The following is a 22142-nucleotide window of genomic DNA, read 5'->3' on the forward strand; positions in this document are numbered from 1 at the left end:
TCGCACCGGGCAAGTGACGTGCGAACGAAGGAGGGTGCCATGTGGAAATCAACGCTGGACAAGCTGCTGCACCGGCTCGTCGTCGAGGGCCGGCTCGAGGTGACATGGGCGGACGGATCGGTCAGCACCTACGGCCGCGACAGCACCGCCGTGGCACCGGCCATGGTGCGGCTGACCGATCCGGCGCATTACAGGGCGCTCTGCCTCAGCCCTGTCATGGCCTTCGGCGAGGGTTACATGGACGGCCAGGTCGAGGTGGCGCCGGAAGGGCTCTACGACCTTGTCGCGCTGTTCACCCGCAACATGCACGGGCGCGGCCGGATGCCGGCCTGGGTCCGGGCCATGCAGGACCTGCGGCGGCGGATGAACCGCTTTCTGCAGCGCAACGACCCGCGCCGGGCGCGGCGCAACGTGGCGCATCACTACGATCTGTCCGATGACCTCTATGGTCTGTTTCTGGACGCGGACATGCAGTACTCCTGCGCCTATTTCGCCCGCCCCGACATGACCCTGGACGAGGCGCAGGAGGCCAAGAAGGCGCATATCGCCGCCAAGCTGCGGCTTGAGCCGGGGTGCCGCGTGCTCGATATCGGCTGCGGCTGGGGCGGCATGGCGCTGACGCTGGCACGCGATCACGGCGCGCGGGTCACGGGCGTGACGCTGTCGCAAAACCAGGTTGAAACCGCGCGCCGGCGGGCCGAGGCCGCGGGCCTGTCGGATCGCGTCGAGTTCCGCCTGGCCGATTATCGCAAGCTGGACGAGAGCTTCGACCGCATTGTCAGCGTCGGCATGCTCGAACATGTCGGGCTGCCGCAATACGACACCTATTTCGCCAAGGTGCACGAGCTGCTGGCCCCCGACGGCGTGGCGCTGATCCATACCATCGGGCAGGTCGCCCCGCCGCGGCCGACCTCGGACTGGCTGGCGAAGTATATCTTTCCGGGCGGCTACGTGCCCTCGCTGTCGGAACTGGCCCCGCCGATCGAACGCTCGGGGCTATGGGCGACGGACATCGAGGTGCTGCGCGGGCACTATGCCCGCACGCTCAACCACTGGCGCCAGCGCTTCGAGGCCGCGCTGCCGCAGGTCCGGGCCATGAACGGCGACCGTTTCATCCGCATGTGGCGGTTCTATCTGGTGGCCTGCGAGGCGACCTTCGCGCAGGCTCGCCAGGGCGTGTTCCAGTTCCAGCTGAGCCATGCGCAGGACGCCGTGCCCCTGACGCGCGACTACCTTTATTCGAAGGCGCCGGCCCGCCAGCACGCGGCGCAGTGATCTAGAGCACCGCGAAGCTGGCCTTGAGTAGGGCCTCGTCGTATTCGTCCCCCGCCGTGCTGTCCCAGACCACGCCGCCGCCGACGTTGAGCGTGGCCGTGTCGCCCGCGCGCAGCAGGGTGCGGATGGCCACGTTGAACTCGGCGCGCCCGTCCGGCGCGGCCCAGCCGATCGTGCCGCAGTAGGCCTCGCGCGGGGCCGCCTCCAGTGCGCGGATGATCTGCATGGCGCGCAGCTTGGGCGCGCCGGTGATCGACCCGCAGGGATAGAGGGCCGCGAGCACCTCGCCCAGCCCGACACCGGGGCGCAACTGGCCGACCACACGGCTGACCATCTGGTGGACGGTGGTGTAGGTCTGGACGTGGAACAGTTCGGGCACCCGGACCGAGCCGACCTCGGCGATGCGGCTCAGGTCGTTGCGCAGCAGGTCCACGATCATCAGGTTCTCGGCCCGGTTCTTGACGTCACCGGACAGGTGCGCGCGGGCCAGGGCGTCTGCCTCGGGAGTGTCGCCGCGGGCCACCGTCCCCTTCATGGGCAGGGTTTCCAAACGGCCATCAGCGTGTATGCGGAAAAACAATTCGGGAGAGCGCGACAGGATGTCGGGCAGGTCCTCCTGTTCGACCAGCACGCCGTGGCCGACCGGCTGGTGCGCGGCAAGTGCGGCGTAGAGCGCGGCACTCTCGCCTGCGACGGGCGCGTCGACGGGAAAGGTCAGGTTGGCCTGGTAGATGTCGCCGGCGCCGATCCACTCATGCACCCTGGCAAAGGCCGCGTGGTACTGATCCGCGCCCCAGCGTGGGGCCAGCGGGCCGATCCGTGCCGGGCCGTCGGGCAGTGGGGCCGCAGGCTCCGGCGCGTCGAAAACCCCGAAGCACAGCAGCGGCAGGCGGCGCGTCTCGGGCATGAGCGCGGCCAGCTTGGCCTCGAGCGCGTAGCCCAGCTCGTAGCTGGCATAACCCGCCAGCCACTTGCCCGCCGCGCGCGCGCTCTCCAGCGCGGCCAGCGCCGCGGGCACCTCGGCCGCATCATCGGCCCGGATGACCTGCACCGCGCCGCCGAATTGCGCCGCGCCGCCGGCCATTTCCGGCCCTGCCATGCTGTCGAACCTCAGCCGCACCCGCGCCCCCTTTCCGGCCCCGTTCTGCACGCGACCTAGCCCGGACCGCGCCCCGCGAACAGGGCGGAAAACGCCCCATCGCGCGGCAAAGACGCCGCAGGGGGCGATTGCGCCGCCGCGCGCGGGCGAGGGCCTGCGCCAATGAGCCCTTGCACCGGCGTGCACCATCCCTATAACCCGTGACGGTTTGGGCAGAGCACAGCAAGCCCGCGCCGCACAGCTGACATCCGAGGGGCCGCCAGAATGCCGAAGAGAACCGACATCCAGTCGATCATGATCATCGGTGCGGGGCCCATCATCATCGGCCAGGCTTGCGAGTTCGACTACTCCGGCGCGCAGGCCTGCAAGGCGCTGCGCGAAGAGGGCTACCGGGTGATCCTGGTCAACTCCAACCCGGCCACGATCATGACCGACCCCGGCTTGGCCGATGCCACCTACATCGAGCCGCTGACCCCCGAGACGGTGGCCAAGATCATCGCCAAGGAACGCCCCGACGCGCTGCTGCCCACCATGGGCGGACAGACCGGGTTGAACACCTCTCTGGCGCTCGCCGACATGGGCGTGCTGGAGGATTACGGCGTCGAGATGATCGGCGCCCGGCGCGCGGCCATCGAGATGGCCGAGGACCGCAACCTCTTTCGCGAGGCGATGGACCGGCTGGGCATCGAGAACCCCAAGGCCACCATCGTCACCGCCCCGCGGGGCACGGACGGCCATCATGACCTCGACGCCGGCGTGTCCGTCGCGCTGGAGGCGCTGGAAGAGGTCGGCCTGCCGGCCATCATCCGCCCCGCCTACACGCTGGGTGGCACCGGCGGCGGCGTTGCCTACAACCGCGAAGACTACATCCACTATTGCCGCACCGGCATGGATGCCTCTCCGGTCGGGCAGATCCTGATCGACGAGAGCCTGCTGGGCTGGAAGGAGTTCGAGATGGAGGTCGTGCGCGACCGCGCCGACAACGCCATCATCGTCTGCTCCATCGAGAACGTGGACCCCATGGGCGTGCACACGGGCGATTCCATCACCGTGGCCCCGGCGCTGACGCTGACCGACAAAGAATACCAGCTGATGCGCACGCATTCGATCAACGTGCTGCGCGAGATCGGCGTGGAAACCGGCGGGTCCAACGTGCAATGGGCCGTCAACCCCGAGGACGGCCGTATGGTCGTGATCGAGATGAACCCGCGGGTGTCGCGCTCCTCGGCACTGGCCTCCAAGGCGACCGGCTTCCCGATTGCCAAGATCGCCGCGAAACTGGCCGTCGGCTACACGCTGGACGAGCTGGATAACGACATCACAAAGGTCACGCCCGCGAGTTTCGAGCCGACGATCGACTACGTCGTCACCAAGATCCCGAAATTCGCCTTCGAGAAATTCCCCGGCTCCGAGCCGCACCTGACCACGGCCATGAAATCCGTGGGCGAGGCCATGTCCATCGGCCGCAGCTTTCACGAATCCGTGCAAAAGGCGCTGGCCTCGATGGAGTCGGGCCTTTCAGGCTTCGACGAGATCGCAATTCCCGGCGCCGACGACCCGGCCGGCGGGCGCGCCGCCATCACCCGCGAACTGGCCAAGCAGACCCCCGACCGGCTGCGCGTCATCGCCCAGGCCATGCGCGAGGGCTTTTCCGACGCGGACATTCAGGGCATCACCGCCTATGATCCGTGGTTCCTGGCCCGCATCCGCGAAATCGTCGAGGCCGAACAGGACGTCGAATCCAACGGTCTGCCCGGCGACGCGACGGCGCTGCGCCGGCTCAAGATGATGGGCTTCACGGATGCGCGCCTGGCCATGCTGACCGCGCGGGGCGAGGCAGATGTGCGCAAGGCCCGACGGGCGGCCAGTGTCACCGCCGCCTTCAAGCGCATCGACACCTGCGCGGCGGAATTCGAGGCCCAGACCCCTTACATGTATTCCACCTACGAGGCCCCGATGATGGGCGAGGTCGAATGCGAGGCCCGGCCCACCGACCGCAAGAAGGTGGTGATCCTCGGCGGCGGCCCCAACCGCATCGGGCAGGGGATCGAGTTCGACTATTGCTGTTGTCATGCCTGTTTCGCCCTGAGCGAACAGGGCTACGAGACCATCATGATCAACTGCAACCCCGAGACCGTGTCCACCGACTACGACACCTCGGACCGGCTCTATTTCGAGCCGCTGACCTTCGAGCACGTCATGGAGATCCTCGCGGTCGAGCAGGACAGGGGCACGCTGCACGGCGTCATCGTGCAGTTCGGCGGCCAGACCCCGCTCAAACTGGCCAACGGGCTGGAGGCGGCCGGCATCCCGATCCTGGGCACGCCGCCCGACGCCATCGACCTGGCCGAGGATCGCGAGCGCTTCCAGGCGCTGGTGGGCAAGCTGGGGCTCAAGCAGCCCAGCAACGGCCTCGCCAGCAGCGACGCCGAGGCGCTGGCCATCGCCGAAAGCATCGGTTTTCCGCTGGTGATCCGCCCCTCCTACGTGCTGGGCGGGCGCGCCATGGAGATCGTGCGCGACATGGCCCACCTGGAACGCTACATCGCCGAGGCGGTGATCGTTTCGGGCGACAGCCCCGTGTTGCTGGACGGCTATCTGTCCGGCGCGGTCGAGGTGGACCTCGACTGCCTGTGCGACGGCGCGGCAGTGCATGTCGCCGGGATCATGCAGCACATCGAGGAAGCCGGCGTGCATTCGGGCGACAGCGCCTGCTGCCTGCCGCCGCATTCGCTGGACCCGGCCATCGTCGACGAGATGACGCGCCAGGCGACCGACCTCGCCCTCGCACTGCAGGTCAGGGGCCTGATGAACGTGCAGTTCGCGGTCAAGAATGGCCAGGTCTACCTGATTGAGGTCAACCCCCGCGCCAGCCGCACCGTGCCCTTCGTGGCCAAGGCCACCGATTCCGCCATCGCGTCGATCGCCGCGCGGCTGATGGCGGGCGAGCCGTTGTCGAACTTCCCGCATCGCCCCCCCTACCCGCCCGCCGAGGACCCGATGGATGTTCTGCCATTGGGCAATCCCTACACATTGGCCGACCCCGAGACGCCCTGGTTCTCGGTGAAAGAGGCCGTGCTGCCTTTCAACCGTTTTCCCGGCGTGGACACGATCCTGGGGCCCGAGATGCGCTCGACCGGCGAGGTCATGGGCTGGGCGCGCGACTTCGGCCGCGCCTTTCTCAAGGCGCAGATGGGCGCGGGCCAGGACCTGCCGACCGCCGGCACGGTGTTCTTTTCCATCAAGGACCCCGACAAGGGCCCGGTGCTGGCCGAGACAGCGCGGATGGTGACCGACCTCGGCATGACCATCTGCGCCACCCGCGGCACTGCGCAGTGGCTGGCCGACCAGGGGATCGCGGCGCAGGTCGTCAACAAGGTCTACGAGGGCGGCCGCACGGTGGTCGACCGCCTCAAGGACGGCGAGATCGCGCTGGTCTTCAACTCGGCCGAGGGGGCCGCGGCGGTCGAGGACAGCCGCTCGATCCGCGCCGTGGCCCTGGCCGACAAGATCCCCTATTACACCACGCTGGCCGGCTCGCACGCTGCCGCGCTGGCCATGACCGCCAAGGTCAGCGATGCCGTGCGCGTGCGGGCGCTGCAGGGGTGATCGCCGATCCCGGCTTGTCCGGGCGGCGGTCCGGCACGACACCGTCATCGACGGACGTGCCGTCACCCTTGCCCCGACCCGGGCCTTTCGCCCATTCTGAAGACTGATCAGGGGGGAATACCATGCATAGCGCCGCGATCACCGGAACCGGGGTTTTCACCCCGGACCAGAGCATTTCGAACGCCGAACTGGTCACGGCCTTCAACGCCTACGCCGACCGGCAGAACGCGGCCAATGCCGCGGCGATCGCCGCCGGCGAGGCCGCGCCCATCCCGCACTCTTCCTCGGACTTCATCGAAGAGGCCTCGGGCATCCGCAGCCGCTACGTGATGGACAAGTCCGGCGTCCTTGACCCCGACCGCCTGTTCCCGCGCCTGCCCCCGCGCGCCGACGACGCCCCCAGCCTGATGGCCGAGATGGCGCTGGACGCCAGCCGGCAGGCGCTCGACACGGCCGGGGTCGATGCCGGGGATGTCGACGCCGTCATCTGCGCCGCCTCCAACCACGAACGCGCCTACCCGGCCATTGCCGTGGAAATCCAAAACCTGCTCGGGGCCGGGGGCTTTGCCTTCGACATGAACGTCGCCTGTTCCTCGGCCACCTTCGGCATCCTGACGGCCACCGACATGATCCGCGCCGGCACGATCCGCCGGGCGCTGGTGGTCAACCCCGAAATCTGCTCCGCCCACCTGGAATGGCGCGACCGCGACTGCCACTTCATCTTCGGCGATGTCTGCACCGCCGTGCTGATCGAGCGTGACGAGGGCCTGCAGGCCCCGCACTTCAAGATCAAATCCACCCGCGCAGCGACGCAGTTTTCCAACAACATCCGCAACAACGACGGTTTCCTGCGCCGCACCCGCGACCAGATGGAGGACCGGCGCGACATGCAGTTCATGCAGGAGGGCCGCAAGGTCTTCAAGGAGGTGCTGCCGCTGGTGTCGCGCCACATCGCCGATCACATGGCGCAAGAGGGCCTGACCGGCGACGACCTGCGGCGCCTCTGGCTGCACCAGGCCAACAGGGGCATGAACGACTATATTGGCAAAAAGGTCCTGGGCCGCACCCCGACGCCGCAGGAGCAGCCCAACATCCTGCAGGACTACGCCAATACATCCTCGGCCGGGTCCATCATCGCCTTCGCCCAGCACTCAGGCGACCTCGCCCCGGGCGAGACCGGACTGATCTGTTCCTTCGGGGCGGGCTATTCCGTGGGCTCGGTGCTCGTGCAACGCGCCTGAGCCACCCCTTCCTCTTGGCGGCTAGACTCCGGGGGTTTGGGGGCTGGCCCCCAATCGCGAATAGAGCGTGCGCAGCACACCGCATGGTCACGGCCGGGTCAGGAATTCACCCGCGTGTGGACCTCCTCCAGGCTCTCGACGCGCTCGGAATAGCGGTCCACCAGCATGTCCTTGCGCCCGCGTGCCATCCACGTGAAGCGGGTCAGTTCCTCCATCACGTCGACGATGCGGTTGTAGAGCGGCGAGGGCCGCATCCGCCCCGCCTCGAACTCGCCCCAGGCCTTGGGCACCGAGGACTGGTTGGGAATCGTCACCATGCGCATCCAGCGCCCGAGGATCCGCATCTGGTTCACCGCGTTGAAACTTTGCGAGCCGCCCGAGACCTGGCAAAGGGCCAGCGTCTTGCCCTGCGTGGGCCGGACGCCGCCGATGGGCGCCAGCGGCAGCCAGTCGATCTGGGTCTTCATCAGCCCGCTCATCGCGCCGTGGCGTTCGGGGCTGGACCAGACCATCCCCTCGGACCACAGCGCCAGGTCGCGCAGTTCGGCCACCTTCTCGTGCTCCGCATCCACGCCGTGATCGTCCACCTGCGGCAACCCGTGCGGGTCGAAGAAGCGTGTCTCGCAGCCCAGCGCGCGCAGCACCCGCGCGCCTTCTTCGGCAACGCCGCGAGAATAGCTTGTCTCGCGCAGCGAACCGTAAAGCAGCAAGATGCGCGGCGGATGCCCCGGATCGCCCGGCGCGGCCAGCGCGGCGCGGTCGGGCTGGCGCAGCGCGGCCGCGTCGATGTTGGGCATGGTGTCGTCGTGGGTCACGGTAACCTCGGGGATGGTGGACAAGCGCCGCGACCCTGTCGCGGGACGGCCCCGCGCGCAAGACCCGGCGCCTTTGTCCTTGCGCCCGGCGCCGGTCCGGGACACCACGGCGCAACCCCTTGCACACCTCGAACCGGGATGGCGCCATGGCCAAGCTTCATTTCAATTACTCGACCATGAACGCGGGCAAGTCGACCGTGCTGCTTCAGGCCAGCCACAACTACATCGAGCGCGGCATGCAGCCCTACCTTCTGACCGCGCAGCTCGACACCCGCGCCGGCGAGGGCCGCATCGCCAGCCGCATCGGCATCGGCACGCCCGCCGACACCTTCGCCCCGGGCGAGGATCTTTTCCGCAAGATCGAGGCGCGGCTGGCGCAGGGTCCCTGCGCCTGCGTCTTCGTCGACGAGGCCCAGTTCCTGACCGAAACCCAGGTCTGGCAACTGGCCCGGGTGGTGGACGATCTCGACCTGCCGGCGATGTGCTACGGGCTGCGCGTCGATTTCATGGGCCAGCTCTTTCCCGGCTCGGCCACCCTGCTGGCACTGGCCGACGAGATGCGCGAAGTGCGCACCATCTGCCATTGCGGCCGCAAGGCCACCATGGTGGCGCGGATGGATGCCGCGGGCCGCGTGCTGACCGGGGGCGACCAGGTCCAGATCGGCGGCAACGAAAGCTACGTCAGCCTGTGCCGCCGCCACTGGCGCGCGGCCACCCAGGGCGACACGCCGCCGCTGGTGTAGCGGCCGTTCCGCCTCAGTTGACCCGCTGTAGCGGGTCGCGCCCCTCGGTGAAGGCGATGATGTTGTCCAGCGCCATCTGCCCCATGGCCTGCCGCGTCTCGACCGTGGCCGAGCCCAGGTGCGGCAGCAGCACGCAGTTGTCCAGCGCGCGCAGCCGGTCGGGCACATGCGGCTCGGCGGCGTAGACGTCCAGCCCCGCCCCGGCGATGCTGCCCTGTTCCAACGCCGCGATCAGGGCGGCCTCGTCAACAACCTCGCCGCGCGAGATGTTGACGAATATGCCGCCCGGTTTCATCGCCGCCAGCGCGTCGGCGTCGATCAGCCGGGCCGTCCCGGCCCCGCCCGGCACGGTGACTACCACGAAATCCGCCTGCGCCATTAGGTCGTGCAACGTCGCGACCTGCCGTGCGGGCAGGCCCGCGTCCTTGGGCGAGCGGTTGTGGTAGATCACCTCCATGCCGAAGCCGTAGTGGCCGCGCCGGGCCACCGCCTGCCCGATCCGGCCCATGCCGACCACGCCCAGCACCTTGCCGGTCACATCCGTGCCCAGCAGCGATTGCGGCCCGAAGCCGCCCCACTGCCCGGCCCGGACCATGCGCTCGCCCTCGCCCGCGCGCCGCGCCGTGGCCAGGATCAGGGTCCAGCCGATATCGGCCGTCGCGTCGGTCAGCACGTCTGGCGTGTTGGTCACGACCACGCCCGCGGCGGTGGCCGCCGCCACGTCGATATGGTTGTAGCCCACCCCGAAGTTGCCGAGAATTTTCGCGCGCGGGGCCCCGGCCGTCTCGAAGGCCCCCGCGGTGAAGGCATCGCCCAGCGTCGGCAGGATCGCGTCGTACGCGGTCAGCGCCAACGCTGCGTCATCCTCGGACAGGGCCGCCTCGCCCAGGGTCACGTCAAACCGCGCGCGGGCCTGGTCGAGCACCGCTCCAGCGATGGGGCGGGTGATGAGAAGCTTCAGCACAGCCGCGCCCCGTCGGGCACATCGCGGTCGGGCGACAGCAGGACGACGCCACCCGCGTCATCGTGCAGGCCGAGCACCAGAACCTCGGACATGAAACTGCCGATCTGGCGGGGCGGGAAATTGACCACGGCGATGACCTGCCGCCCGGGCAGGTCCTCCGGCGCGTAGTGATCGGTGATCTGGGCGCTGGTCTTGCGTTCGCCGATCTCCGCACCGAAATCCACCCAGAGCTTGAGGGCCGGTTTGCGCACCTCGGGGAAGGGCTCCGCGCGGGTCACGCGGCCCGCGCGGATGTCCACTTTCAGGAAATCGTCGAGTCCGATCTCATCCGCCATTGGCCAGCTCCCGGCTGCGATCCGCCGCCGCCCCGACCGCCCGCCGCAGAAGCGGCGGGAACCCGCCCGTGTCGTCCATCAGGACCTGCAGAGCGGCCTGCGTCGTGCCGCCCGGCGAGGTGACGTTGGCGCGCAGCTGGCCGGGGTCTGCTTCGGCCGTCTCGGCCAGCTGCCCGGCCCCGGCAACCGTGGCCCGGGCCAGCCGCAGCGCGAGGTCGCGGGGCAGCCCCTCGGCCGTGCCCGCCGCCGCCAGCGTCTCGATCAGGTGAAAGACGTACGCCGGGCCGGAGCCGCTGACGGCGGTGACCGCGTGCATCTGTTCTTCGTCGTCCAGCCGGACCACCTGGCCCACCGCGGACAGCAGCGCCTCGGCCAGGTCCATCCGGGCCGCGCCGACCCGGTCATTGCCGACGATGGCGGTGATCCCGCGCCCCGCCGCCGCGGGCGTGTTGGGCATGGCGCGGATCACCGGGGTGTCCGCGCCCAGTGCCGCCTCGAAGGCCGCGATCGGCGTGCCCGCGGCGACAGAGATGACCACGGTCGCCCCGTTGCCCAGCGCCTGCATCGCGGGAAGGGCCTCACCCATCATCTGCGGCTTCACGGCCACCAGCGCGACAGCCGGGTCCGCGGGCAGGTCCGTGTTCAGGTTCACGCCCTGCGATTGCACCCACTTCGACGGGTCAGGGTCGATCACCCAGACCGCGTCAGCGGGCACGCCCCGGTCGAACCAGCCCGCCAGCATGGCCGATCCCATCTTGCCACAGCCCAGCAGGACCATGCCCCGGCGTTCGATTTCCGTCATGTCCATGAAACCCTCCCTGACTGGGCCCGAGTGTTAGGGACAGCCTCGCGGGGGTTCAAGGCCGGGCCGGCACTGGCCCGGCAACCCGGCATCAGGCGGTGCCATAGGTCTCGCCGATGGCAACCTGGACGGACTCCGCGGGGGTGCGCTCGGCCCAGGTGACAAGCTGAAAGGCCGGGTAATAGCGTTCCGCGCTCAGCACGGCGGCCGAGATCATGGTGTCGATCTGCTCGGGGCTGGCGATCTGGTCGCCGGCCAGAACCAGGCCGTAGCGATAGACCATCAGCGTCTGCTCGGCCCAGTAGGTGAAGGCCCCGGCCCAGCACATGTCGTTGACCCTGTTGAGCGCCTCGTAGAGCGCGGGCACACGATGCTCGGGCGGTTCCATCTCGAAGGTGCAGATCAGCCGCAGCGTCTGGTCACAGACCGACCAGGCCAGCGTGATCGAATAGGTCCGCCACTGCCCTTCGACCGCCATGGCGATCTGGTCATCGGCGATCCGGTCAAACTCCCAATCGTGATGCGCGGCGATATGCTCGACCAGGTCGATGGGATGAATCTCGGCGGAATCGGGGAACTGCTCAGTCAGTGCCATGTGGCCTCCTGTCCTGCTAGCGGCGGGAGCCTGCGAAGCCCCCAACGCTAGCTGCCTGCTCTAGGGACAGCGGTCTTTTGCCATATCCCTCACAAGATATGGTGGGCCGCGGCGGGCCATTCTGTAAAGCACTTTCTTGGGGATAACCGAAAAGGCCCGTCGAAACGGGCCTTGGATCAACACGGTCGCGTGATGTTCGCGCGATTCAGGCGGCCCGCGCCTTGGCAGCGGCGCCGGTCACGTCGGGTTTGCCCGCCGCCTTCCCGCGGCTACCCGGCCCCGCCTTCCAGCGTTTCGATCCGGGCCTTGAGGGCCTCGTTCTCCTCGCGGGCCTTCTGGGCCATGGTGCGGACGGCCTCGAATTCCTCGCGCGTGACAAGGTCGCGGTCGGCCAGCCAGCGGTCGACCATGGAGTTCATCGCCGTCTGCGCCTCGTCCTTGGCGCCTTGGGCCACGCCCATGGCGTTGGTCATGAGTTGCGAAAAATCATCAAGCACCTTGTTGCGGGTCTGCATGTCAGCCTCCGGTCAAATCCTTTGCGTATATGGGCGGCGCCGGTCGGCTTGGCAACCCTGCCGCCGGCTTGACTTCACCGGTTCCGCGCCCCAAGCACCGCTCATGACCTCCGGCATTCCCTTTCCCGACATCAGCCCCGTGATCGTCTCGATCGAGCTGTTCGGTGCCAGTTTCGCCCTGCGCTGGTATGCCATGGCCTATATCGTCGGCATCCTGCTGGGCTGGCGGCTGGCGGTGATGGCGGTGGCCCGGCCGCGGCTCTGGCCCGGCGACACCGCACCGATGAGCCGCGCCCAGGTCGAGGACCTTCTGACCGCGATCATCCTCGGGGTCATCATTGGCGGGCGGCTGGGTTATGTACTGTTCTACCGGCCCGGCTACTACATGCAGAACCCGCTGGAAATCCCGATGCTCTGGCAGGGGGGCATGGCCTTTCACGGCGGGTTCCTGGGCGTCATCGCCGCGGTCTGGCTGGTGGCGCGCAGGGCCGGCCTGCGGCTGGGCGATATCGCCAACCTCGTGGCGCTGGCCGCGCCGCCGGCCATCTTCCTGGTGCGCATCGCCAATTTCATCAATGCCGAGCTATGGGGCCGGCCCACCGACCTGCCCTGGGGCGTGATCTTTCCCGGTGCGGCCGCGCAGAACTGCCCGGGTGTCGCGGGGCTATGCGCGCGCCACCCCAGCCAGCTTTACGAGGCGGGGCTGGAGGGACTGCTTCTGGGCCTGCTGCTGCTCTGGCTGGCCTTCGCGCGGGACTGGCTGAAACGGCGCTGGGCGCTGGCGGGCATGTTCTTTGCGGGCTACGGCGCGGCGCGCTTCCTCGTGGAGTTCGTGCGCCAGCCAGATGCGCAGTTCGTGGGCCCCGACAACCCGGTCGGGCTGGCCCTGCATATCGACGGCGTCGGCCTGACCATGGGCCAGGCGCTGTCGCTGCCGATGATCGTGGTGGGCGTGGCGGTCATCCTTCGGGCGCAGCGCGGCACGCCGCGGTCGACGGCATGACGCCGCTGGCCGAGCTTATGGCGCGCCGGATCGCGGCGACCGGACCGATGCCGCTGTCCGACTACATGGCCGAGTGCCTGCTGCACCCCGACCACGGCTATTACAGTACCCGCAACCCGCTGGGCCGGACGGGCGATTTCATCACCGCCCCCGAGGTCAGCCAGATGTTCGGCGAACTGATCGGCCTGGCGCTGGCGCAGGCCTGGCTGGACCAGGGCGCGCCGGGGTCTTTCACGCTGGCCGAGCTTGGCCCGGGCCGCGGCACCCTGATGGCCGATGCCCTGCGCGCCACGGCTGGCGTTCCGGGCTTTCACGCGGCCGCGCAGGTGACGCTGGTCGAGGCGTCGGCCCCGCTGCGCGCGGCGCAGGCCGAGCGTCTGCCGCAGGCGCGCCACCTCGACGGACTGGCGGAGCTGCCCGAGGCGCCGCTGTTCCTGGTGGCCAACGAGTTCTTCGATGCCTTGCCCATCCGCCAGTTCCAGCGCGACCCCGGCGGCTGGCGCGAGGTCATGGTGGGGCTGGAGGGCACGACGCTCTGCCGGGGCCTGTCCGACCCGGCGCCGCTCGCCGCGCTGGACCACCGGCTGGCGGACACCGCACCCGGCGACATCGTCGAGACCTGCCCTGCCCTGCCCGGGATCGCCGCCGAGATCGGCGACCGCATCGCCCGGCACGGTGGCGCGGCCCTGATCGTGGATTACGGCGACTGGCGCGCGCTGGGCGATACCTTTCAGGCGGTACAGGACCACACGCCCGACGACCCGCTTGCCGCGCCGGGTCTGGCCGACCTGACCGCGCATGTGGATTTCGAGGCGCTGGCCCGGGCCGCCGCTCCGGCCGCCCACACGCGGCTGACCCCGCAGGGCGTCTTTCTCGAACGGCTGGGGATCACCGACCGCGCCCGCACCCTCGCGCGCGGGCTGGAGGGTGCGGCGCTGGACAGCCATGTCGCCGCCCACCGCAGGTTGACGCACCCCGACGAAATGGGTCACCTCTTCAAGGTGCTGGGGCTGTTCCCTGAAAGTCACCCGCCCCCGCCCGGACTGGAGACATGACGCTCGAGATCATCACCGCGCCCGGCCTCGCGCCGCTCGGACACGGGTTCTTCACCCGCCGGGGCGGGGCGTCGTCGGGGGTCTTCGCGGGGCTGAATTGCGGCTACGGCAGTTCCGACCAGCACGAGGCGGTGACGATCAACCGCACCCGCGCCGCCGAGGCGCTGGGCGTCGCGCCCGAGGCGCTCCTGGGCGTGCACCAGGTGCATTCGGCCCGGGCGATCACGGTGACCGAGCCGGTCACCGGACCGGTCAGGGCGGATGCGCTGGTGACAGACCGGCCCGGGCTGGCGCTGTCGGTGCTGGCCGCCGATTGCCAGCCGGTGCTTTTCGCAGATCATCACGCCGAGGTGGTCGGCGCGGCGCATGCGGGCTGGCGCGGAACGCTTGACGGGGTGCTGGAGGCCACGCTGGACGCGATGGAGGCGCTGGGCGCCGACCGTGGCGCGACCGTCGCCGTCGTCGGGCCTTGCATCAGCCAGGGCAACTACGAGGTGGGCCCCGAGGTCCTGGACGATTTCCTGGCCGACGACCCCGAGACCGCCCGCTTCTTCGCCAATGGCACCGGCAACCGGTATCTCTTCGACCTGCCAGGCCTCGGGCTGCACCGGCTGCGCGCGGCCGGTATCGGCGAGGCAACCTGGACGCGTCACTGCACCTATGCCGACCCGGAGCGATTCTTCAGCTACCGCCGCAGCACCCACGCGAAAGAGGCCGACTACGGCCGGCTGATCAGCGCGATCCGCCTGTGAATGCGGCAGGATGACGGCGGCCGCGCGCCATGGTCCCGCCGCAAATTCCGCGAAACAATCCCGGTAGACACCCTTGGATTGTCGCCGGATGCGCCGATTGTTCAAGGTTTGAAGGGCCCTGCGCCGATCGACCCCCGGCGTCGCCCCCTACCGGGAGTCACGGACGCGCTGTCACCGGATTTTCCGCACCCGGTCAAACTGATGCCCCTTTGGTCGATCAAGTTCAGACCAGAGCAGACAGCATGCAACGACACTGACGAGGACAGGATCATGGCCATAAAGAAACGCTGGATGACGAGCATCATCGAAGAAGCCGACAAATGTACCACCCGCATGCCCTGGGAACGCGGGCTGCGCCGTGAGGCTTTCATCGCCAGTCGCAGGGCGGTCGAGTCCTTGCGCGACCGCGAGATCCCCACCCCGCGTCCTGCCGCCTAAGTCCGGTTCAGCGCGATTCGTCCGCGCACGGGCCGGACCAGACCCGAATTGTGGCAACATCATCCACGCCCGGCGAACAATCGCCGGGCGTTTTCGGTATTGGGCACCGAACTGGCACCCAGTGGCGTGAAATGCACCAAATTCTTGACGCAACCGCGCTGAAGCGTCCAAATATTGTCAGGAACAACGCTCCTCAGATGTTGTCGGTGGGGGCCGACAGATGATGTGACCAACCGCAAGGTGATCGCATGACACGGACCCCGCTCACGGCTGCTGGCCTCGCAGCCGACCCGATACCCTCGCCGGCCCACTCGGGCCGGATCGCTCGACCAGACGGGCAACCTCGGCGCAGATCGCCTCTAATGCGCCGCTACGAGGTTGCCCATCTGCGTTCCGACGGGACGGTACAGGAGTTTCACCGCCTCGCCCCCGCCGTTCCCGCCTTCGAGGACGGGTTCGCCGCACTTGCGCGCGGGTGCCTGTTGCCCACCGATCGCGGCACCGTCGCCATCGAGGATATCCTGCCGGGCGACCGGGTCCGAACCGTCAACAATAGCTTTCAGACGGTACTCTGGCGCGGCTCGATCATGGTCGTGCCCGGCAAGACCCCGCAATCGAGCGCCGCCGGCCGGCTGATCCGGGTCTCGGCGGATGCGCTGGGGATCGGACGGCCTATGCCCGACCTCATGCTCGGGCCCGCGGCGCGGCTCCATCACCCGACCCCCGGCATCGCGCATATCACCGGGCATGACGCGGCCTTCGTCCCGATCACGGATTTCGTCGACGGCAATTCCGTTTTCGAGGTCACGCCGCCCGGCGCCGTCCCGGTCTACCAGCTGGGGTTCGCCGGACACGAACGCATCCTGGTCAACGGCGTTGAGCTGGACAGTCACAACCCCGGCAACCTGAGCGCGCTCGGGCTGCGCAGCGATATGCTGGACCTTTACCTGGACCTGTTTCCGCAGGTCGCGCGGCTCGAGGATTTCGGGCTGCTCATGCACCCGCGGCTGTCCCTGCGCGACATCGACCTTTTCGACGTCGCCTGACACCCGCACGGATCAGGGCGATCGTCAGGCTTCCCGGGCCAGGCGGGCCTCAAGCACCTCGAAAGGCACACCGGGGTCGTCCTTGGCGCCGCGGATGACCAGAGACGTCTTGACGCTCGCGACATTGGGCGCCGCTGTCAGATCCTCGGTCAGGAAGGTCTGAAAGGACCGCAGGTCGGGGGCCACGCACTTGAGGATGAAATCGACCTCGCCGTTGAGCATGTGGCATTCACGCACCAGCGGCCAGCCGGCGCATTTCTCCTCGAAGGCGGACAGGTCCTTCTCGGCCTGGCTGACCAGCCCGACCATGGCGAAGACCTGCACCTCGAATCCCAGCTCGCGCGCGTCGACCTTGGCGTGATAACCGCGGATGAAGCCCTGCTCCTCCAGCGTGCGCACCCGGCGCAGGCAGGGCGGCGCCGAGATTCCCACGCGCCGGGCCAGTTCGACATTGGTCATGCGACCGTCGGCCTGCAACTGGGCCAGGATCATGCGGTCGATCTCGTCGAGACGGGTGTTGGGCATGGGCTGGCGGTCCTGTTGGGGCTGATTTGCCAGACCATACGCAAAAGAACCCCAAGACGCAATATTATTTCGCATAAACGCAAGATCGTTTCCCAGGATTTTTGCGGTGATCCGCCCCTTTCGCAAGATGCCCGGCCCGCTTATATCCCAACGCGTGTCACGTGAAGGGATAATATCATGGCCGAGCAACGCCGCACGAAGGTTCTCATCATCGGGTCCGGGCCGGCCGGATACACCGCCGCCGTCTACGCAAGCCGTGCCATGCTGGACCCGATCCTCGTGCAGGGCATTGAGCCGGGCGGCCAGCTGACCACCACCACGGACGTGGAGAACTGGCCCGGCGAGACGGAAATCCAGGGCCCCGACCTCATGGTCAACATGGAGGCCCACGCCAAGGCGGTCGGCACCGAGATCGTCAGCGACATCATCACCCGCATAGATTTCGACGCGCGCCCCTTCGTCTGCCAGTCCGACAGCGGTACCGAGTATGTGGCCGACGCCATCATCCTGGCCACTGGCGCCCAGGCGAAATGGCTCGGCCTGCCCTCGGAAGAGAAGTTCAAGGGATTCGGCGTCTCGGCCTGCGCGACCTGCGACGGGTTCTTCTACCGCGGACAAGAGATCGCCGTGATCGGCGGCGGCAACACCGCCGTCGAAGAGGCGTTGTTTTTGACCAACTTCGCCAGCAAGGTGACGCTGGTTCATCGCCGCGACGAGCTGCGCGCCGAGAAGATCCTGCAGGATCGGCTCTTCAAGAATCCCAAGGTCGAGGTTCTGTGGGATCACCAGCTCGACGAGGTCTACGGCGCCGAAGACCCGCTGGGCGTCGAGGGTATCAAGGTGCGCAACGTCAAGACGGACGCGGTGACCGACCTGCCCGTCACCGGCGTGTTCGTGGCCATCGGGCACGCCCCGGCCAACGATCTGGTCAAGGACTCGCTCGAGACGCACATGGGCGGCTATGTCGTCACCAAGCCCGACAGCACCGAAACCAGCATACCGGGCATCTATGCCGCCGGTGACATCACCGACCACAAGTATCGCCAAGCCGTGACCTCGGCCGGCATGGGCTGCATGGCCGCGCTCGAGGCCGAACGCTGGCTGGCCGAGCAGGAGGACGCGGGCGCCCCCGCCCCCGAGGTGGCCAACGAACCCGAAAGCGCCTGACCCGGCGCGCCCAAGGCGCGTCGACGCGCCTTGCCCACGCGCTGCGCCCGCAGCGCGCCGCGGGCCGTCGACGGCCCGCCCCGGCCCGGACGTTTCGTTTTTGCAACAGGCCGGCCGGATGGCCGTCCATGGGTTTTCCGAGGCCACAAAACGTGCGATTTGTTCAGCCGTGAACAAACCTTGAGCCGCGCCCGTGATCGCCCCCAAGATACCGCCCATGACAGACGAGGAAGACGCGCGCTTCCGGCTCCTGCGCCAGGTCGACCTGGCGCCGGACGCCACGCAGCGCGCGATGGCCGAGGCTGTCGGCATGTCCCTGGGGCGGCTCAACGCCCTGCTCAAGTCGGCAATCGACGCCGGGTTCATCACCACCAGCGATCACGCCGGCTCCGACCGGCGCAAGCGCGTCGCCTATGTGCTCACCCACAAGGGGGCCACGGAACAGGCGCGCCTGACCGATCGCTTCCTCGCCCGCAAATTCGCCGAATACGACGCGCTTCACGCGGAACTCACCGGCACGACCAGCGGTCATTATCCGCCCAGACCCAGGACCACATTGATGCAAAGCAACCTCGCCCCGATCCCCGAACTCTACGTCTCCTACGACAGCGCCCAGAAGATGAAGGCCGACGCCGCCGAACTGACCAGCTGGGACCTGAGCCCGCGCCAGATCTGCGATCTGGAGCTCCTCATGAACGGCGGGTTCAACCCGCTCAAGGGCTTCCTGTCGCAGGCGGACTACGACAGCGTCGTCGAGACCATGCGCCTGACCGACGGCGCGCTCTGGCCGATGCCGATCACTCTGGACGTGAGCGCAGCCTTCGCCGACAGCATCGAGATCGGCCAGGACATCGCCCTGCGCGACCAGGAAGGCGTGATCCTGGGCACCATGACGGTGACCGACCGCTGGACCCCCGACAAGGCGCGCGAGGCCGAGATGGTCTTCGGTGCCGACGACAGCGCGCATCCGGCCGTGAATTACCTGCACAACACCGCCGGCACGGTCTACCTGGGCGGCCCCGTCACCGGCATCCAGCAGCCAGTGCACTACGATTTTCGCGGCCGCCGCGACACCCCCAACGAGTTGCGCGCGCTTTTCCGCAAGCTGGGCTGGCGCCGCGTCGTCGCCTTTCAGACGCGCAATCCGCTGCACCGCGCGCACCAGGAACTGACCTTCCGCGCCGCGAAAGAGGCGCAGGCCAACCTGCTGATCCACCCGGTTGTGGGCCTGACCAAGCCCGGCGACGTGGACCATTTCACCCGCGTGCGCTGCTACGAGGCGGTGCTGGACAAGTATCCGCAATCGACGACCACCATGAGCCTTCTCAACCTGGCCATGCGCATGGCCGGCCCGCGCGAGGCGCTCTGGCACGGGATCATCCGCCGCAACCACGGCTGCACCCACATGATCGTCGGTCGCGACCATGCCGGGCCGGGCAAGAACAGCCAAGGCGAGGATTTCTACGGCCCCTACGACGCGCAGGAGATGGTCCGCGCGCATCAGGACGAGATCGGCATCGAGATGGTGGACTTCAAGCACATGGTCTACGTCCAGGAGCGCGCCCAGTACGAGCCCGCCGACGAGATCGCCGACAAGGATGACGTGACCATTCTCAACATCTCGGGCACCGAGTTGCGCCGGCGTCTGGCCGAGGGGCTGGAGATTCCCGACTGGTTCTCCTTTCCCGAGGTCGTGCAGGAGCTGCGCCGCACCCGGCCGCCGCGGTCAAAACAGGGCTTTACCGTCTTCTTCACCGGCCTGTCCGGGTCGGGCAAATCGACCATCGCCAACGCGCTCATGGTCAAGCTGATGGAGATGGGCGGGCGCCCGGTGACGCTGCTCGACGGGGACATCGTGCGCAAGAACCTGTCCTCGGAACTGGGGTTCTCAAAGGAACACCGCGACCTGAACATCCGGCGCATCGGCTATGTCGCCAGCGAGATCACCAAGAACGGCGGTATCGCCATCTGCGCGCCCATCGCCCCCTACGCGGCCACGCGCCGCGCGGTTCGCGAAGAGATCGAGGCCTACGGCGCCTTCCTCGAAATTCACGTCGCCACCAGCCTCGAGGAATGCGAACGCCGCGATCGCAAGGGGCTCTACAAGATGGCGCGCGAGGGCAAGATCAAGGAATTCACCGGGATCTCGGACCCCTACGACGAACCCGAAAACCCCGAACTGCGCGTCGAGACCGAGAATGTCGAGGTCGACAACTGCGCGCACCAGGTGGTTCTGAAGCTCGAAAGCCTCGGGCTGATTGCCGGCAACTGAGCCGGGTCCGGACCCGCCGGAATGGCCCCCGCGGCACGGCCGGCGGGGGCTTTTTCGCGTGTTGCGCCACTCACTCGCACGCCAAGGCGGCCTAGATTATCTCGTCCTCGTCGAACAGCGGCGAGGCTTCCAGCTGGCTGGACAATTCCTCGACGGTGTCGGCAGCGCGTTCATGCGGGGCCTCGGCGATGTGGAACAGTGCGTCGCCCTCGTTGACCACCGGCAGCACGGCGCGGCCGACGATAATCCCGGCCCCGGGCGCGGGAACCTCGGTCTCGACCTCGCCGAAAGGGTCGGCGACGGCGGCGATCACCTCGCCCTCTTCGACCACGTCGCCATCGGCGCGAAAGCTGCGCAGCAATCCGCCCGCCGGCGCCCGCACCCAGCTGCTGGAGTAGGAAAACAACGGCTTGCGGCGGGCCTTGGCGATGCCTTTCGCGGGCAGCATGTCCATGGCGCGCAGCACGCGCAGGATGCCCGCCACCCCGGCGCGGGTGGCCATCTCGTCAAAGCGCAGCCCCTCGCCCGCCTCGTAGAGCAGCACGTCGATCCCGGCGCGCTTGGCCTCGGCCCGCAGCGAGCCGTCGCGCAGCGAGGACGTCAGCACCACCGGCGCGCCGAAGGCCTCGGCCATGGCGACCATGCGCTCGTTGCCGCGGTTGATGCGCACTTGCGGCAGGTTGGTGCGGTGCACCGCCGCCGAGTGCAGGTCGATCCCGAGGTCGCAGCGCTTGACCACGGTATCAAGAAAGATCCCCGCCAGCCGCGAGGCCAGCGAGCCGCTGGCATGGCCGGGAAAGCTGCGGTTCAGGTCGCGCCGGTCCGGCAGGTAGCGCGACCGGTTCTGAAAGCCGAAGGAATTGACGATGGGCACCACCATCAGCGTGCCGCGCAGCCGCGAAAGCAGCGGCGATTGCAGCAGCCGGCGGCAGATTTCCACGCCCATGACCTCGTCGCCATGGACGGCGGCACTGACAAAGACGGTCGGCCCCTTGCGGCGGCCGTGGATGGCATGGACCGAAAGGTTGACCGGCGTGTGATCCGACAGCAGGCTAACCGGAAGTTCCACCGTCGCCCGTGTCCCCGGGGCAATGACATGCCCGTTCAGCCGAAATCCCTTGCGTCGCGCCATGCCGACCCTTTCCTGGTTGGTTGGACCAGAAAAGGCAAAACACCCGGCAAGGCAACCCCTTGTGCCCCGCGCACCGGGCCGGGACGCAGGCCGCTGTGCTGACCGCGGCGCTCACCTCCGTGCCGCCGCGCCTTGCCGGGCTGGGGGCGACGCTGGACAGCCTTCTGGCCCAACCAGAGGTCGGGCGCGTGGTCCTGACCCTGCCGCGCCGCTACACGCGCTTTGCCGGGCCGGTGACACCCCCGCCCCTGCCCGACGGGGTGACGCTGCACTGGACCTATGCCGACATCGGCCCTGCGACCAAGGTGCTGCCGCTGGCCGCGCGGCTGGCCCCGCATGACCCGATCCTGATCTGCGACGACGACTGGGCCTACGCGCCCGGTTGGGCGACCGGGTTCGCGGCAGCCCATGCCGCGGATCCGGCCGCCGCGCTGGCCGCGCAGCCCTTCGCCGCGCGCCGCATCGGCCGCCCCCGTGGCGTGATCGCGCAGGGTTTTGCCGGGGTTCTGGTGACACCGGCGATGCTGGGCCACCTAACGCCGCCGCCCGCGCGGTTCCGGCCAGTCGACGATGTCTGGCTGTCGGCGCTGCTGGCCGCCAATGGCGTGGAAATCCGCGCCCTGCCCGCCCTGCGCCGCTTCTCGCGGCCAACATCAAACGAGGCCGCGCCACTTCAGGCCTGCGGCGATCGCGCCGCGCTCAACGCCGCCTGCGCGACCTATTGCGCGGATCGGTTCGGAATCTGGCGCTAGGACGCGC

The 22142-nt window shown here is 68.5% G+C and carries 21 protein-coding genes; 12 read left to right on the plus strand and 9 right to left on the minus strand.

The genetic code is table 11. From position 1 onward, the window contains the following. The first annotated feature begins 39 nt into the window (after positions 1 to 39). Positions 40 to 1275, plus strand: coding sequence for an SAM-dependent methyltransferase (locus BU124_RS05175; RefSeq protein ID WP_084861390.1), 1236 nt, complete (start codon positions 40 to 42; stop codon positions 1273 to 1275). 1 nt (position 1276) lies between these two features. On the opposite strand, the gene BU124_RS05180 is transcribed toward BU124_RS05175, so the two are convergent. Further along, positions 1277 to 2395 carry an aminodeoxychorismate synthase component I gene (locus BU124_RS05180; protein ID WP_084861391.1) on the minus strand — a complete coding sequence of 373 codons (1119 nt, stop codon included), beginning with the start codon at positions 2393 to 2395 and terminating at the stop codon, positions 1277 to 1279. Positions 2396 to 2638: 243 nt separating this feature from the next. Between BU124_RS05180 and carB the strand changes: the two genes are divergently transcribed. Together carB and BU124_RS05190 are read left to right on the plus strand one after the other, a co-directional pair. Next, positions 2639 to 5983, plus strand: a complete 3345-nt coding sequence (carB, locus tag BU124_RS05185; RefSeq protein ID WP_084861392.1) for a carbamoyl-phosphate synthase large subunit — start codon at positions 2639 to 2641, stop codon at positions 5981 to 5983. 122 nt (positions 5984 to 6105) lie between these two features. Next, entirely contained in the window at positions 6106 to 7224 is a 1119-nt protein-coding gene (locus BU124_RS05190; RefSeq protein ID WP_084861393.1) for a beta-ketoacyl-ACP synthase III, read from the plus strand. A gap of 98 nt (positions 7225 to 7322) precedes the next feature. Here the strand turns inward: BU124_RS05190 and arsH are convergent, their stop codons facing one another. Continuing rightward, on the minus strand, positions 7323 to 8021 hold the full coding sequence (arsH, locus tag BU124_RS05195; protein WP_084861494.1) for an arsenical resistance protein ArsH: 699 nt from the start codon (positions 8019 to 8021) through the stop codon (positions 7323 to 7325). A 164-nt stretch (positions 8022 to 8185) separates the two neighbouring features. Between arsH and BU124_RS05200 the strand changes: the two genes are divergently transcribed. Continuing rightward, complete coding sequence (locus tag BU124_RS05200) at positions 8186 to 8782, plus strand: thymidine kinase (protein WP_084861394.1); 597 nt, start codon at positions 8186 to 8188, stop codon at positions 8780 to 8782. A gap of 13 nt (positions 8783 to 8795) precedes the next feature. Here the strand turns inward: BU124_RS05200 and BU124_RS05205 are convergent, their stop codons facing one another. From BU124_RS05205 to BU124_RS05225, 5 genes are all read right to left on the minus strand, one after another. Next, positions 8796 to 9746, minus strand: a complete 951-nt coding sequence (locus BU124_RS05205) for a 2-hydroxyacid dehydrogenase (protein ID WP_084861395.1) — start codon at positions 9744 to 9746, stop codon at positions 8796 to 8798. After that, complete coding sequence (locus BU124_RS05210) at positions 9740 to 10081, minus strand: tRNA-binding protein (protein WP_084861396.1); 342 nt, start codon at positions 10079 to 10081, stop codon at positions 9740 to 9742. The genes BU124_RS05205 and BU124_RS05210 overlap by 7 nt, the downstream gene beginning before the upstream one ends. Next, entirely contained in the window at positions 10071 to 10889 is an 819-nt protein-coding gene (proC, locus tag BU124_RS05215) for a pyrroline-5-carboxylate reductase (RefSeq protein ID WP_084861397.1), read from the minus strand. Before proC ends, BU124_RS05210 begins: the two co-directional genes overlap by 11 nt. Positions 10890 to 10974: 85 nt before the next feature. Further along, complete coding sequence (locus tag BU124_RS05220; RefSeq protein WP_084861398.1) at positions 10975 to 11478, minus strand: type III secretion system chaperone family protein; 504 nt, start codon at positions 11476 to 11478, stop codon at positions 10975 to 10977. Positions 11479 to 11747: 269 nt separating this feature from the next. Continuing rightward, on the minus strand, positions 11748 to 11993 hold the full coding sequence (locus tag BU124_RS05225) for an accessory factor UbiK family protein (protein WP_084861399.1): 246 nt from the start codon (positions 11991 to 11993) through the stop codon (positions 11748 to 11750). Between the two features lie 103 nt (positions 11994 to 12096). Between BU124_RS05225 and lgt the strand changes: the two genes are divergently transcribed. The 5 genes from lgt to BU124_RS05245 all read left to right on the plus strand — a co-directional run bounded on the left by lgt (position 12097) and on the right by BU124_RS05245 (position 16287). Further along, positions 12097 to 12996, plus strand: coding sequence for a prolipoprotein diacylglyceryl transferase (gene lgt, locus BU124_RS05230; protein ID WP_084861400.1), 900 nt, complete (start codon positions 12097 to 12099; stop codon positions 12994 to 12996). Continuing rightward, on the plus strand, positions 12993 to 14051 hold the full coding sequence (locus BU124_RS05235) for a class I SAM-dependent methyltransferase (protein ID WP_084861401.1): 1059 nt from the start codon (positions 12993 to 12995) through the stop codon (positions 14049 to 14051). Before lgt ends, BU124_RS05235 begins: the two co-directional genes overlap by 4 nt. Beyond that, positions 14048 to 14803 (plus strand): peptidoglycan editing factor PgeF, encoded by a 756-nt coding sequence (pgeF, locus tag BU124_RS05240; protein ID WP_084861402.1) that lies wholly within the window; start codon positions 14048 to 14050, stop codon positions 14801 to 14803. The genes BU124_RS05235 and pgeF overlap by 4 nt, the downstream gene beginning before the upstream one ends. Next, positions 14804 to 15241 (plus strand): hypothetical protein, encoded by a 438-nt coding sequence (locus BU124_RS14540; RefSeq protein ID WP_143529894.1) that lies wholly within the window; start codon positions 14804 to 14806, stop codon positions 15239 to 15241. Between the two features lie 362 nt (positions 15242 to 15603). After that, positions 15604 to 16287: a Hint domain-containing protein gene (locus tag BU124_RS05245; RefSeq protein WP_245831614.1), complete on the plus strand. Its 684-nt coding sequence runs from the start codon at positions 15604 to 15606 to the stop codon at positions 16285 to 16287. 24 nt (positions 16288 to 16311) lie between these two features. On the opposite strand, the gene BU124_RS05250 is transcribed toward BU124_RS05245, so the two are convergent. Beyond that, the gene (locus BU124_RS05250) at positions 16312 to 16812 is read right to left on the minus strand and encodes an Lrp/AsnC family transcriptional regulator (RefSeq protein ID WP_084861404.1); all 501 of its coding nucleotides are present in this window, start codon (positions 16810 to 16812) and stop codon (positions 16312 to 16314) included. A gap of 177 nt (positions 16813 to 16989) precedes the next feature. Here BU124_RS05250 and trxB point away from each other — a divergent pair, with 177 nt between their 5' ends. Beyond that, a complete protein-coding gene (gene trxB, locus BU124_RS05255; RefSeq protein ID WP_084861405.1) occupies positions 16990 to 17979 on the plus strand; it encodes a thioredoxin-disulfide reductase in 990 nt (329 codons plus the stop codon). Positions 17980 to 18196: 217 nt separating this feature from the next. Then, positions 18197 to 20251, plus strand: a complete 2055-nt coding sequence (locus BU124_RS05260; protein ID WP_084861406.1) for a bifunctional sulfate adenylyltransferase/adenylylsulfate kinase — start codon at positions 18197 to 18199, stop codon at positions 20249 to 20251. Between the two features lie 91 nt (positions 20252 to 20342). On the opposite strand, the gene BU124_RS05265 is transcribed toward BU124_RS05260, so the two are convergent. Beyond that, entirely contained in the window at positions 20343 to 21383 is a 1041-nt protein-coding gene (locus BU124_RS05265) for a succinylglutamate desuccinylase/aspartoacylase family protein (RefSeq protein ID WP_084861407.1), read from the minus strand. Positions 21384 to 21478: 95 nt separating this feature from the next. On the opposite strand from BU124_RS05265, the gene BU124_RS05270 reads away from it, so the two are divergent. Continuing rightward, entirely contained in the window at positions 21479 to 22135 is a 657-nt protein-coding gene (locus BU124_RS05270; RefSeq protein ID WP_143529895.1) for a hypothetical protein, read from the plus strand. Positions 22136 to 22142 lie beyond the last annotated feature (7 nt).

The sequence above is a fragment of the Salibaculum halophilum genome, from assembly GCF_002094885.1.
GTDB classification, from domain to species: Bacteria; Pseudomonadota; Alphaproteobacteria; order Rhodobacterales; family Rhodobacteraceae; genus Salibaculum; species Salibaculum halophilum.